Consider the following 12,269-nt stretch of genomic DNA (forward strand, 5'->3'; position numbering starts at 1 on the left):
GTCCGAAGGACGTTTCTCATGGGTTGGTTCCTCAATGTGGGTGACACGGGAGACTCCTGGCTCAGGAGACCGGAGACCCGATCACTTCGACGGGGCCGCGCCGCATGGCGGACCGGGACGAGACGAGCGTGACCGGCGCCACGATCAGCACGATCACGGCGATCATCGCCGGGAGCACCCATAACGGGCCCGTCGGCACGATCGATCCGACCGCGACGGCCGTGGGAAGGACGGTGAACGCGGCGATCACCGCGCCGACCGCCATGCTGATCGCGGCCACGACGGAGACCTCCACGAGGAGCATCCGCCGTACCTGCCGGCGGGTGGAGCCGGCCAGGCGCTGGGCGGCGAGCTCCCGGCGCCGGGACAGCACGGACACGGCCATCGTGTTGACGGCGGCCACGGCGGCGTAGGCGATGGCCAGGGCGGCCAGCAGGTAGCTGATCCAGGCCTGCACCCCCAGCTCCGCGGAGAACATCGCCGACAGGCGGCTCCGGTCCCCGACGGCGAGGCCCGGCCGGCCCGCCGTCTGTCGTTCGAGCCTGCTGACCAGCGTGTCCTGGCCCGAGAGGGCGCGTACGAGGATCGCGGACGGCAGGCCGGCGGTCGTGTGCGGGGCCAGCAGCGCGGCGGGCAGCACGACGGCGCCGTGGTCGGGGGAACTGTCGAGCAAGGCGACGACCTGCACCTCGACCGATGTGCCGTCGCCGAGCCGTACCGTGATCCGGTCGCCCAGCCTGATGCCGAGGTCCTCCGCCTGAGCCGCGGGCAGGGCGGCGCTCTCGCCGGTGAGGTCGCGCAGCGAGCCCGAGGTGACCGCGGCGGCCAGGATCGGCGCCTCGTCCTGGACGTCGATGCCCAGCAGGGTGCCCGGGTCGCTGCCACGGGAGTCATAGGGCTTCTCGATCCAGCCCCTGCTCGACACGAGCGTCGAGGCGCCGGCCAGGCCCGGTGTCCGGCGGATCTGCGTCAGGAGAGCGGCCGGGACGCCGGTCTCGGCGGTGATGACGGCGTCCGCCTGGAACTGCGCCGCCTGGCGGCGTACGGCGGCGTCGTCCTGGGTGGTCTGGGCGTACACGTTGCTCAGCGTGATGGCCGTGGCCAGCACGAGCGGCGTGAGCACGGATGCGAAATGCACGGCTCTGACCCGCGTGTTGATGACGGCGAGCACGCTGCCCCGCCCGCCGATCCTCCTGATGAGGGGGGCCGCCCGGCCGACCAGCCGGTCGAGGAGCTCCGGGCCGACCAGCGCGACGGCGACGCCTCCGGTCAGGACCGCCGGGCCGCCCACGGCCGAGGCGGTGTCCGGGTCCAGGAACATCGTCGTCGCGGCCAGGACCACGGTCGCGCCTGCCAGCAGGACGGCGAGCAGCCGGCGCGTCGGCCCGACGGCCGCCGTGGGGATGGCGGCCTCGGCCAGTGCCTGGACGGGCCGTACGCGGGCGGCGGGCAACGCCGCGAGTGCGGCGGTCGGCCACGGGATCAGCAGGGCCAGGAGGAGCCCGGCGGCGAACGCGATGACGCTCGGCCGGAACCGCAGCTCCGGCGGCACGACACCGCGTTGCGCGCTCAGCTCGAAGATCGAATGGCCGAGCAGGCCCCCGAGCGGTGTTCCGGCGAGTGCGGCAAGCACGGACACGATCATCGTCTCGGCCACCACCATGCGACGGACCTGCCGGGGTGTCGCGCCGGCGGACCTGAGCAGCGCCAGCTCCCGCCGCCGCCCGCGTACCGAAAGGCTGATCGTCGCGGACACCACGAGTGCCATGACCACGAGCACCAGGCCGCCGAAGATGCTCGACAGCAGGATCAGGGGCAGCCGGCTCGCGGCGAGGCCGGGGAACTCGGCCCTGCCGCGATCGGCGCCGGTGAGGATCGTCAGGTCCGGGGGCAGCCGGCCCACCAGGCGCCGCGCCAGGTCCTCGGCCGAGGTGCCGACGGTGGGCAGCACGCCGATGACGTCGGCCGTCCCGGGGCGGGGGGAGAATCGCCTCGCGTCCGAGGCCGAGAAGAAGATCGCCAGGGTGTCGACGCGGTGTCGTGGCCGCGCGACACCGGTCACCGTGAAGGGCTGCGACTGACCGCCGACCACGACGTCCACCGTGTCGCCCGGCTGCTTGCCCGCTCGGCCGGCCAGGGCGGCGTCGAGCACGACCTGACCGGCGACGCGCGGCTCCGCGCCCCGGATGAGCGCGTACGGGGCGAGCGCGGCCGAAGCCCACCCGTGTCCCGCCAGCGGCGTCCCCAGCAGCCGGTCGCCCACGACCACGGCCGCCGGGAAGGACACGTCCGGGATCGCCCGGCCGACGCCGGGAACGCCACGGACCGCAGCCGCCAGGGACGTGTCCACGCGCGGCCGTTCGGCGTAGGGCACGGTCTCCGACTCCTCGTCGGGCAGGTGGAAACCGGCTGATCCGGCGATGACGACGGGGGCCCCGGCGAGCCGTTGCGCCGAAGCTTCGAGGCGGACGGCCGACTCGAAGAGCCCGGCGCACGCGATGAGGAGCGAGCAGCCCAGCAGCACGGCGGCGAAGGTGGCGAGGGACTGGGCGGCGCGGAAGCGCAGGCCGGCCAGGGAGAGTCTGATCACCGCCGGCCCTGCGCCGTCTCGTGCGCCTTCGCCGGGGAGCCGAGCCGGGCCAGATGGTCGGCCACCTCCGCGACCGTGGGTGAGGGGACCTCTGCCACGAACCGGCCGTCGAGGAGGAAGATCACGTTGTCGGCGTACGACGCGGCGACCGGGTCGTGGGTCACCATCACGATGGTCCGCCCGGCGCGGGCGAGGTCGCGGATCAGCGTGAGCACCTCGACCGCCGTCCGGCTGTCCAGCGCACCCGTCGGCTCGTCCGCGAAGATCACCGGTGCTCTGCTCGCCAGCGCACGGGCGATGGCCACCCGTTGCTGCTGGCCGCCGGAGAGCTCGCCCGGCCGGTGCGCGATCCGGTCCTTGAGGCCGACCCGGCCGATGACCTCCGACACCCAGGCGGGGTCGGGGTCACGACCGGCCAGCAGGTCGGGCAGGGTGACGTTCTGGCGTACGTCCAGCGCGGGCATGAGGTTGAACGCCTGGAAGACGAAGGCGACGTGATCGCGGCGCAGAAGGGTCAGGTCGGTCTCGCTCATCCCGGCCAGCGACCGGCCGGCGAGGGTCACCGTGCCGGAGGTCGGCTCGTCGAGCCCGGCCGCGCAGTGGAGCAGCGTGCTCTTGCCCGAACCTGACGGCCCCATGACCGCGGTGAAGCTGCCCGGCGGGAAGCCGACGGACACCTCGGCGAGCGCCGTCACCGCGTTGCCGCCGTCTCCGTAGGTCTTGCGCACCCGGTCGAGAAGGACCGGCGCGTCAGCCGGCGTCATCGGGAGTCTCCCGACAGCCGGCCGCGGTACTGCCCTTCGGCGGCGAGCCACACCGCGCCCACCACGACACCGCCGACCAGCACGCTCCATAACCACCACGCGTCGGCTAACCGCGCGGTGACGGCACAGATCACCAGCCAGACGACGAACTGGACAAGGACCATGCCCGACCACACCAGCGTGACGACGCTCAGCAGGCGCGGCAGGACCGTCGGCGCCACGCCCGGCAGGCCCGTCAGGGCCGCGCCCAGGGCGTCCCGCGTTCCGGCGGTGGACGCCTTGGCGTGCCGTTCGTCGGCCTGCTCTGGCGAGATCGATCCGCCGAGCCTGGCTCGGTCGATCCGGTCGGCCGCCGCCTGGCGCTCTCCCGGCGACACGGGGATCCGGCCGGGGGTGAGCAGGCGCCTCGGCAGAGTCCGTGCGCTGCTTGCGTCACTCACTTCCGGCCTCCGGCTTCTGGGCGCGAATCAGTGCAGGACATGAAAGGTCTCCGATTTCTTGGAGTGGCGGTTTCTTGGAGTGGCGGTTTCTTGGAGTGGCGGCGCAGCCTTGCGCCGCCACTGCTCGACGAATGCGTGGGAGTCGCATCCTTTTTTCAGCTTTTCGATCCGCTTCTGGCCTATTGCGTAGGTGCCACGACCGCGGCCGTTCCGGCGCCGGGGACTGCGGGGGCGGTACGGCGAGCGCCGCGTAGCAGGCTCACGCTGACGGCGAGGGTCCACAGACTCCAGAGGGCGCCCATGCTGGCGGTGGTGCCCCAGCCTTGCGCGCTGTAGAAGTCGGCGGCGTCGCCGCCGAAGTACACGGCGGGCAGGAAGGCGAGGTTGACCGCAGCCAGGACGTAGGCCGAGCGCGCCACCCAGCGCGGGAGCAGACCGAGCCGGGACACCGCGATCCCCAGGGCGATCAGGAAGAGGCCCATGAGCAGCCTGGAGACGGCGCCCTGCATGAGGTACTGGGCGCCGGCGAAGGGCCCTTCCATGGTGGTGTCGATGTCGTGGTCCACCGTGATCGCCGCACCCACCTCCATGGACTGCGGGACGAACACCATGGCCACCCACAGCAGGCCGGCGTTCTGGACGATGCCGGCGACCCAGTCGTAGGCCGGGTCGACGTGACGGATGAGCTGGCGGAGCCCGACGAAGTAGACGATGTAGACGGTGCAGCCGGTGATGCCGAACAGGCTGCGGGTCAGGACGTCCCAGTCCGGCGGGGTCTCGTAGATGAAGTACAGCGGGACCTGGATGACGATCAGGAGACTGGCGACCAGGCCGGACAGGCCGGCGTACCTGCGGATGGCGGTCTCGGACACGACGGTGTCCTCCTCACGAGAGGGGTGACAAATAAAACTGGGATCTCGTTAACCGATCCTCAACGTAGCCCTAGAGCCTCGCTAATACAACCCTGGTTTTCTTAGGTGCCTATTTCGGCATTCAAAGGAGACTCCGGTTGCGTTAGACTGAGGGTCAGGCGAGCGAAGGAGCATGTGTTGTCCGAGGAGCGCCCGGCACCGGGCACGATGCGACCGCGCGGGCGTACCGAACGGGTGCGCGCCGCTGTCCTGGCCGCCACCCGTGCCGAGCTGGAGGCCCACGGGTACGCGGAGCTGAGCATGGAACGCGTGGCCGAGATCGCAGGCGTCGCCAAGAGCACGGTGTACCGGCGATGGCGCGACCCGGTGGGCCTGCTGGTCGAGCTCATCGCCGACCTGTCCAGGTCCGAGGTGCCGCTCCTGGACACCGGGTCGATCGAGGTGGACCTGCGCGGGCTCGCGGTGGGCATCCACCGCTTCTACAACGACCCGGTCCGGCGCCCGGCGATGCTCGGACTGATCACGGCGGCAGTGCTGGACCCGAGGGCGGCGCAGGCATTGCACGACTTTTTCCGGACCCGCAACGACCTGGCCGCGGAGTCGGTGCGGCACGCGATCGAACGCGGCGACCTCCCGCCCGACACCGACCCGATCCAGGTGATCCGGTCGGTCGGCGCGCCGTTCTATTACCGGATGCTCGTCAGCCATGAACCCATCGACGAGACCGTCGCCGAACAGGCCGCCGCGGCCGCCGTCGCCGCCGCGAAGGCGGGAGCGTACACCGTCCGGCCGGATCAGAAAGGTTGACAGGTGCGCTCACCGAGGCCCGGTCGCTCGTGATGCCGTCGTTTCCGTACAAGACGGCCGCGGTGACCGGTTCGTAGCATGGGCGCAGGCGTTCCGCCGCTGCGTCGGCATGGCGCTACGGCCCGCCTGCCGATCCACCTGGCGACCCCGTGTCGCCGGACCATGAGGAGAACAGCACATGCGTGATCTGATCTATACCGGTTTCATGTCGCTTGACGGCGTTGTGGACTCCCCGGGCGGTGGCCCCGGCGAGGAGCACCGCAGCGGCGGCTGGGTGGTCAAGGACATCGAATTCCTGCCCGAGGCCTTCTCACTGAAAGGCGAGGAGCTTGAGGAGACGACGGCGCTGATGTTCGGCCGCCGGAGCTACGAGGCGTTCGCGCCGATCTGGCGCGATTCGGATGACCACGCCGCCTACAAGGATCTGCCCAAGTACGTGGTCTCGACCACGTTGTCCGAGGACGCCCTCGTCGAGGGATGGGGGCCGACGACGATCCTGCGCTCGGCCGAGGACGTCGTCGAGCTCAAGAAGAGCGAAGGTGGCGCGATCTTCATCCATGGCAGCGCGGAGCTCGCCCGGCGGCTGTCGGAGGCGGGCCTGATCGACCGGTACCACCTTCTCGTCTTCCCGGTGCTGCTCGGGGCCGGGAAGAGCCTGTTCACGGAAGCGGACAGGGACAAGCAGGTGCTGAGCCTCCGGGCGTCGGCTGCCTACCCCAACGGGATCGTGAAGCTGATCTACGACGTCGTCAGCTGATCCAGGTCCAGGGCGATCGCACCGCCGGTGCCCTCTCGGAGTTGCCGCGCCGTACGCCCCACGTACCGGCGCAGCGCACGGGCCAGGTGTGGCTCGTCGAAATACGCCAGCCCCGAGACGACATCGGCGACGGGGACGCCGGCGGCCAGGAGCACCGAGGCCCTGCGTGCACGCTCGATCTGCCGTATGGCGCCCTGGGTCAGCCCGGTCGCCGCCCGGAACCGGCGTTCGACGGTTCGTCCTGAGACCGCTGGACGATGACCTCGGCGAACGTCGGCGACGAGCGGGTCACGGACCAGGGCCCCGGCGCGGACCAGACGGCCGACCAGAGCTTCGGCGTCGTCGGGGGCGGGAGATTCCCAGCGGACGCCGTCCAGCACGAAGGTCCTGCCCGTGGTGTCAGGGAGCTCGATGCCGCCGTCGACCAGGGCCGGCGGGGGGACGGCGCGCAGCGACGTGCCTACGGCGAACTCGATGCCGACGAAGGTCGAGCCCTCCGGCACCGGCGCGGTGCCGGACCTGGTCTCGGGACCGGAGATGCCCGCGTGCGCCCTGCCCTCGCGCTCCCAGAAGACAAGCCCCCAGCTCACCGCTGCGACGGAGGTCATCTCCGCGACGTGCTCGCTCGTACAGCTCCACACGGCCTCGACCCACGGTGAATCGGACGCGCGTGTCTCGAACCGCAGTGCCACGAAGGAAGGATACGCGCGAGGGCCTCCGGTCCCGCGAGCGGATCATGGGGAGACGTAAGGAAGTGGTGAGGGATTTCCAGCAAAAGGCCCCTTACGTCGATCGCGACACCGATCCGCCCCGGGCCCCCTCATGGCCACGGCCCTGACCATGGTCGCGCTCACGTGCTCGGCCCCGCTCGCGTCCCCGGCAGCCGCCGCGACCGGCACGGCGGCACTGCTGCCCACCGACGTGCGGATGAACTCCTCCCAGGCTTTCGACATCAGCGACCGGGGATGGGTCGTCGGCTTCATCGACTGCTACTGGGCGGGTGGAAGGCAGATCCGGGAGTCGTTGTCGACCCGACGGGTGTGGCCCCGGGCGTCGAGGTACTCCAGGAGCGGTACGGCGACGCGGCGGCTCGTGCCCAGGGCCGTGCGGGCCTGGCTGACGGTGAAGGGCGCGGGCAGCGTGCTCAGCACGGCGACCGCCTGCTCCGGCGCGTCCGGCAGGAGGACGACGTTCCGCCCGATGTGCAGCAACGCCGCCGCACGCATGGCCGCGCCGAGGGCGGCGCCGGTCAGTCGCAGCTCGGTCAGGCGCTCGGCGGTGGGGGCGTCGAAGGGACGGCCGGCGAGGTCGCTCCGCAGCCGGGCGACGGCCTTCTCGACCTGCGGCGGCATCGGCGCCCGCGCCCGGTCGCCATCGATGATCACCCCTGCTCTGACCGTCAACGGCTCGGCGGCCAGCGCCCGCGCCAGCCGCCGGTCGGGCAGGCCGAGCAGCCGGGCGGCGGCCTCCACCGTGATCCCCTGGTCGCGCTGCGACACCTGCTCCGTCAGGCGGCGCCGCAGCTCGGACCAGTGGCCGGGGTCGGCGAACCAGTCGCCCGTCACCGGCGGCCCATCGGGGGCGGCGCCCATCGCGGTCAGCTCGGCCCGGCTCAGCAGTCCGTGCCAGCGCAGCAGGTCGGCGGCGGTGGGCACGGTCACGCCGGCGAGCGCGGCCCCCCTGACCGCCGCGGCTCCCCGTCGTCGCAGGGGCGCCGGCCGCACGTCGAGGACGCGCACCCCCGCCACGATCATCCGGCGGCCGGGATCGCGGAGCAGGCCGTGGTCACCGGCCCTGAGCGGCAGGGGCCGGGCCAGGGTGAGACGGGCCGTGCCCGCGCCGAGAGGGCGCAGGCGGACCGGAACGGCGGCGGAGCCCAGGTGGAAGACGAGTTCCCGGCCGACGTCCGCGCCGGGCTCCAGGCGCACGTCCGCCGACCGGGTGGTGATCCAGGCGTCCGGGGTCAGCAGCGGGGTGCCCCGGGGCAGCGTGTCGCGATCGGCTCCCCTGACGTTGACGGCGACGCGGGCCGTCGCCGACACCGCGTCCCGCCGCTGGTTGAGCGTCTGAAGGCCGCGGACCTGGAGCCGGTCCGGCCCGGCGAGCAGTTCGTCGCCCACCCGCAGCGTGCCGTGCGTGAGCGTGCCGGTGACGACGGTTCCGGCCCCGGTGACGGTGAACGCCCGATCGATCCACAACCGCACCGGGCCGTCCTGGCGCGGTTCCGGAAGGCCGGCCGCGAGCCGGTCGAGCGCGGCGGACAACTCGGGCAGGCCCTGCCCGGTCCGGGCGCTGACGGAGACGGCGTCGATCCCCGACAGGCTCGTCCCCTCCAGGTGGAGGCGGGCCTCCTCCAGCGCCGGTCCTGGATCGGCGAGGTCGGTGCGGGTGACCACCAGCAGGCCGTGCCGCACGTCCAGGGCGTGCAGGGCGGCCAGGTGCTCGGCGGACTGGGCCCGCCACCCCTCGTCCGCCGCCACCACGAACATGACCGCGGGGCACGGGCCGACGCCGGCGAGCATGTTGGTGACGAACCGCTCGTGCCCGGGAACGTCGACCAACGCCAACTGCCGGCCGGAGCTGAGCGTGGTCCAGGCGAAGCCGAGGTCGATGGTCATGCCCCGGCGTCGTTCCTCGGCCCAGCGGTCAGGGTCCATCCCGGTGAGCGCGCGGACCAGGGCCGACTTGCCGTGATCCACGTGCCCGGCGGTGGCGATCACCCACATGCGCGCTCGGCGGCCGTCAGCCTGGTGTCCGTGCCCGGTTCACCCGGACCGCGCGGCCGGGTGAGGACGGCGGGGCGGCTCACCCTCAGCCCGTCCGCGATCCACGCCTGGAAGCCGCCGATCACGTCGGTGGCGTTCGCCAGCCCGATCTGCCTGAGGGTCGAGGCGGCGAGGCTGGAGGAGTATCCCTCGTCGCACAGGACGATCCAGCGGATGTGCGCCGAGGTGGCCTCGGGGATCCGCGCGTCGCAACGGGGATCGAGCCGCCACTCCAGCTGGTTGCGTTCGATCACGATGGCGCCGGGCACCTCGCCGCCGCTGCGCCGCTGGAATTCCGGCCGGGTGTCCACGATGAAGGCGTCACCGCGACTCGCCGCGGCGAAGGCCTCGGCAGGCGGCAGGCGGCGCAGCCCGGCACGCGCCCGAGCCAGTAACGCGTCGATGCTCAGCAGGACTCCAGGGGTGAGGTCTGGCGGAGGCGGACGGGAATCGAACCCGCCGCGCCGAGATGCTCGGCGCCATCGGTTTTGAAGACCGAGAGGGCCACCAGGCACCCGGACGCCTCCGCTGGTGATCTTAACCCTCTCCGGGGCTCCGACTGAAGATCTTTCTCACGCCGAGCCACTCACTCGCGGACGGCGACCACGCCGCCGAAGGTGATCCACTGACGTCTGGCCACCTCCGGCGGCGAGGTGTACAACTGGATAATGATCTTCAAAGGTGTACGCAGGGGATCGATCTGGGCGGCGCTGGTGGCGCTGCTGCCGTCCTTGACCGCTTGTGCCACCGGGGAGGCCGACGCGGGAACAGCGGCGCAGTCGTCCGCCCGGCCGGGAAGCCTGGCGAATCCGCGGGTGCTGAACTGCGCGAACCGCAACGGCGAGTTCCCGGGAGAGAAGACGGCGAGCCGCACGGCCGAGCCGGACGACCTCGTGGTGGGGCCGTTGCTCATCCCCGGGCTGCTCGCGTGGGGCGACGCGCGGGCCGAGCAGTACGGAAGCGACCACAGGTTCAAGGTCGGCGCGCTGGTCAGGAAGGGCAAGACGATCACGGTGTCCATCCCGGCGAAGTTCCACGACAGCGCGGGCCTGCTCTACTCCGAGCCGTCCAGGAACGCCCGCACCCCGGCCGAGGCCGATCACTCGGTGTCCTTCACCGCGTGCTCCGACCACGACACGATGTTCGTGGGCGGCTTCTACGTGAAGGAGCCCGCGTGCGTCCCGCTGGAGTTCCGGGTGCCGGGCGAGCCCGTCGTCCGGCGTGAGATCTCCTTCTTCAACGGCGCCTGCTGACCTTCGACGCGCCGCCCGCGCGAGCGGCGGGCGGCGCGTCAGCCCAGGAACGACGAAGCGACGACGCCGGCGAACACAACCGTGAGCAGGCCCAGCATCAGCCGCCTGACCGGCTTCTCCTTCTCCATGAGCCAGTCGATCAGCCACATCGGCTCAGGGATCTCCACCAGGTCCTTCGACGACGGCACGATCGCGACCAGCGCGAAACCCGGCCAGGTGAAGCCGATCGCGTAGGCGAGACCCGCCCACCACGGCACCAGCCCGAACAGCGTGACGCCGAGCGCCGCCCAGGTGAGCGAGGTGACCCTGAACGTGGTCAGGACCAGGCCGGTGTCCAGCCCCCACAGGAGCGCTCCCCTGGCCGGGCCGAACCGGTAGAAATGCTGCTGCGGAGTCTGCCGCCGCCACATGGGCGTGCGCAGCCCGAACAGGCCGGAGTCGATGACCAGGCAGGCGAGCATCACCGTCGCCGCGGCGAGCTTGGCGCCCGTCCCCGGCATTCCGCCGAACAGGCCGGAGCCGAGCAGATGCACCAGCCCGTACGCGAGCAGCGCGGAGAGGCTGAAGCCGAGCATGAGCATGAGGATCGGCCGGTACATGGGCTTCTCCCCGGGAACTCTCCCCTGGACCAGGGGGCGGAGGTATCCGACGAAGGAAAGGCCTCAAAAGCTGAACAACTGCGCGAAGCCCGCGCTCGCGATGAGCAGGAGCAGCGCGAAGGTCAGCCAGGTGTCAAGGGACACGACATCCTCCATCCGGAGTGGCCGGCCGCGGCCATCGCGCCGGACCGGCCACCCGGTCGCTGTCAGCAGCCGTTGGCGTTGACGGTCCAGCCGGCCGAGCAGATGAACGGGCCCGAACCGCAGTCGGCGCCCTTCGTGCACTCACCGCAGGCGTACTTCCGCTGGTACGGCGCCGAGCCGCTACAGCACTGCCACACCTTCATGCTGTAGCCGGACGGGCAGACGTACTGTCCGCTGCTGTTGGTCTTGCAGAACGTGTTGGGGAGGGCGAGGTTGCAGCAACGCCAGTTCGCCGCCGCCGCCGGCTTGGTCATCACGGTCGCGCCCGCGACCGCGCCGATCGCAGCGACGCCGACCCTGCCCATCCAGCCGAGGAATCCTCGCCGGTTCGACGCGTCCGGTCCTTCCGACATTTTGTGGAGGTGATCCATGTTGGCCTCTCTGGCCGTGGGGTGAAATCGGATCAGTGCCGTACGGAGGGCTTGCCGGCCAGGTTGTGCTTGTAGGGAACAGGGGCGGCCGCGTACATCTGCCTGACCGTCGGCACCGTGTGGGCCCGTGTCAGCTTCCCCTCGGTGACGTGGAGTGCGACGGGTGTGATGTCGAGCCCGATGCTGCCGACGATGCTCTCGTCCTCGTCGAGGACGACCCGCTCGCCGTACAGCCCGAACTCGGCGATGAACTCGTTGCCGTCCCCGGACACCGGGACGACCACGACCCACATCGATGGCGGCACCGCTCCCCCACGCAGCGCCGACGCCAGGTTGTGGCAGGTCTCGCACTTGTTGGACAGGAACAGCACCATGGCCCGCTCGGCCTCGTCGAGGGCCGCCGGCAGGCCGAAGCGGCTCGGCGGGGCACCCTCCAGGGTTCCCAGCTCCACCGGGGTGGGCTTGTCCTCCATGTCGAGGTAGCCCCGGATCTGCTTGACCTGCTGGAACAGTTCCACCTGCGCGCCGATCTGGACGAACAGCACCACGGCCAGCAGGCAGATCACGATGAGCAGCACCGTCGTCATGCGGCGTGCACCTCCGCTTCGGGTTGGGTGGGATCGGGAAGCACCATCCGGTCCTCCCGCAGCGGGCGCAACAGGCGCAGTTCGGCCCTCAGCTTCCAGGCGACCATGGCCAGCAGCGCCACGGCCAGGCCGAGCAGGCCCTCCTGCCCGGTCCAGGTCGGCGGGTTCGCCTCGGCCAGCACGGCAAGCGCCAGCCACAGCGGGAGGTACAGCACCTGGCGCCAGCCGAGCACCGCGCCGCCGTTCCCGAAACAACCGCA

14 protein-coding genes and 1 tRNA gene are annotated in these 12,269 nt (G+C 71.5%); 3 read left to right on the top strand and 12 right to left on the bottom strand.

The genetic code is table 11. The annotated features are described in order from the left end of the window. Positions 1–61 precede the first annotated feature (61 nt). From ACWCSD_RS35285 to ACWCSD_RS35300, 4 genes are all read right to left on the bottom strand, one after another. A complete protein-coding gene (locus ACWCSD_RS35285) occupies positions 62–2,590 on the bottom strand; it encodes an FtsX-like permease family protein (protein ID WP_449921478.1) in 2,529 nt (842 codons plus the stop codon). Beyond that, a complete protein-coding gene (locus ACWCSD_RS35290; protein ID WP_397159588.1) occupies positions 2,587–3,354 on the bottom strand; it encodes an ABC transporter ATP-binding protein in 768 nt (255 codons plus the stop codon). The genes ACWCSD_RS35285 and ACWCSD_RS35290 overlap by 4 nt, the downstream gene beginning before the upstream one ends. After that, positions 3,351–3,794, bottom strand: a complete 444-nt coding sequence (locus ACWCSD_RS35295; protein WP_397159586.1) for a DUF1707 domain-containing protein — start codon at positions 3,792–3,794, stop codon at positions 3,351–3,353. Before ACWCSD_RS35295 ends, ACWCSD_RS35290 begins: the two co-directional genes overlap by 4 nt. Before the next feature lie 179 nt (positions 3,795–3,973). Continuing rightward, positions 3,974–4,666: a hypothetical protein gene (locus ACWCSD_RS35300; protein ID WP_449921480.1), complete on the bottom strand. Its 693-nt coding sequence runs from the start codon at positions 4,664–4,666 to the stop codon at positions 3,974–3,976. Positions 4,667–4,843: 177 nt separating this feature from the next. On the opposite strand from ACWCSD_RS35300, the gene ACWCSD_RS35305 reads away from it, so the two are divergent. Beyond that, positions 4,844–5,473 carry a TetR/AcrR family transcriptional regulator gene (locus tag ACWCSD_RS35305; protein ID WP_449921483.1) on the top strand — a complete coding sequence of 210 codons (630 nt, stop codon included), beginning with the start codon at positions 4,844–4,846 and terminating at the stop codon, positions 5,471–5,473. Between the two features lie 178 nt (positions 5,474–5,651). Further along, a complete protein-coding gene (locus ACWCSD_RS35310; RefSeq protein ID WP_364339264.1) occupies positions 5,652–6,230 on the top strand; it encodes a dihydrofolate reductase family protein in 579 nt (192 codons plus the stop codon). Here ACWCSD_RS35310 and ACWCSD_RS35315 read toward each other — a convergent pair. The 4 genes from ACWCSD_RS35315 to ACWCSD_RS35330 all read right to left on the bottom strand — a co-directional run bounded on the left by ACWCSD_RS35315 (position 6,212) and on the right by ACWCSD_RS35330 (position 9,522). Further along, positions 6,212–6,922, bottom strand: coding sequence for a helix-turn-helix domain-containing protein (locus tag ACWCSD_RS35315; RefSeq protein ID WP_397159580.1), 711 nt, complete (start codon positions 6,920–6,922; stop codon positions 6,212–6,214). The two genes, ACWCSD_RS35310 and ACWCSD_RS35315, sit on opposite strands and share 19 nt — an antisense overlap. A 297-nt stretch (positions 6,923–7,219) precedes the next feature. Next, entirely contained in the window at positions 7,220–8,956 is a 1,737-nt protein-coding gene (selB, locus tag ACWCSD_RS35320; protein WP_449921487.1) for a selenocysteine-specific translation elongation factor, read from the bottom strand. Beyond that, on the bottom strand, positions 8,947–9,408 hold the full coding sequence (locus tag ACWCSD_RS35325; protein WP_449921494.1) for a rhodanese-like domain-containing protein: 462 nt from the start codon (positions 9,406–9,408) through the stop codon (positions 8,947–8,949). Before ACWCSD_RS35325 ends, selB begins: the two co-directional genes overlap by 10 nt. Positions 9,409–9,426: 18 nt before the next feature. Next, positions 9,427–9,522: transfer RNA gene (locus ACWCSD_RS35330), tRNA-Sec, on the bottom strand. 141 nt (positions 9,523–9,663) lie between these two features. Here ACWCSD_RS35330 and ACWCSD_RS35335 point away from each other — a divergent pair. Beyond that, positions 9,664–10,248 carry a hypothetical protein gene (locus ACWCSD_RS35335; protein ID WP_397159576.1) on the top strand — a complete coding sequence of 195 codons (585 nt, stop codon included), beginning with the start codon at positions 9,664–9,666 and terminating at the stop codon, positions 10,246–10,248. 38 nt (positions 10,249–10,286) lie between these two features. Here the strand turns inward: ACWCSD_RS35335 and ACWCSD_RS35340 are convergent, their stop codons facing one another. From ACWCSD_RS35340 to ACWCSD_RS35355, 4 genes are all read right to left on the bottom strand, one after another. Beyond that, positions 10,287–10,847 (bottom strand): hypothetical protein, encoded by a 561-nt coding sequence (locus tag ACWCSD_RS35340; protein ID WP_358298058.1) that lies wholly within the window; start codon positions 10,845–10,847, stop codon positions 10,287–10,289. A 206-nt stretch (positions 10,848–11,053) separates the two neighbouring features. Beyond that, entirely contained in the window at positions 11,054–11,404 is a 351-nt protein-coding gene (locus ACWCSD_RS35345; protein ID WP_358298060.1) for a hypothetical protein, read from the bottom strand. Between the two features lie 50 nt (positions 11,405–11,454). Further along, the gene (locus ACWCSD_RS35350) at positions 11,455–12,009 is read right to left on the bottom strand and encodes a hypothetical protein (RefSeq protein WP_352354283.1); all 555 of its coding nucleotides are present in this window, start codon (positions 12,007–12,009) and stop codon (positions 11,455–11,457) included. Next, on the bottom strand, positions 12,006–12,269 hold a 264-nt coding region (locus ACWCSD_RS35355; protein ID WP_449921492.1), incomplete at its 5' end, for a hypothetical protein. The genes ACWCSD_RS35355 and ACWCSD_RS35350, both read right to left, overlap by 4 nt.

The organism is Nonomuraea sp. NPDC001684, from assembly GCF_053596515.1.

Bases quoted from the DNA above. Each gene is read 5' to 3' on its own strand.
- ACWCSD_RS35345 (WP_358298060.1), bottom strand. From the start codon at position 11,404: ATGTCGGAAGGACCGGACGCGTCGAACCGGCGAGGATTCCTCGGCTGG.
- ACWCSD_RS35290 (WP_397159588.1), bottom strand. From the start codon at position 3,354: ATGACGCCGGCTGACGCGCCGGTCCTTCTCGACCGGGTGCGCAAGACC.
- ACWCSD_RS35350 (WP_352354283.1), bottom strand. From the start codon at position 12,009: ATGACGACGGTGCTGCTCATCGTGATCTGCCTGCTGGCCGTGGTGCTG.
- ACWCSD_RS35340 (WP_358298058.1), bottom strand. From the start codon at position 10,847: ATGTACCGGCCGATCCTCATGCTCATGCTCGGCTTCAGCCTCTCCGCG.
- ACWCSD_RS35310 (WP_364339264.1), top strand. From the start codon at position 5,652: ATGCGTGATCTGATCTATACCGGTTTCATGTCGCTTGACGGCGTTGTG.
- selB (WP_449921487.1), bottom strand. From the start codon at position 8,956: ATGTGGGTGATCGCCACCGCCGGGCACGTGGATCACGGCAAGTCGGCC.
- ACWCSD_RS35335 (WP_397159576.1), top strand. From the start codon at position 9,664: ATGATCTTCAAAGGTGTACGCAGGGGATCGATCTGGGCGGCGCTGGTG.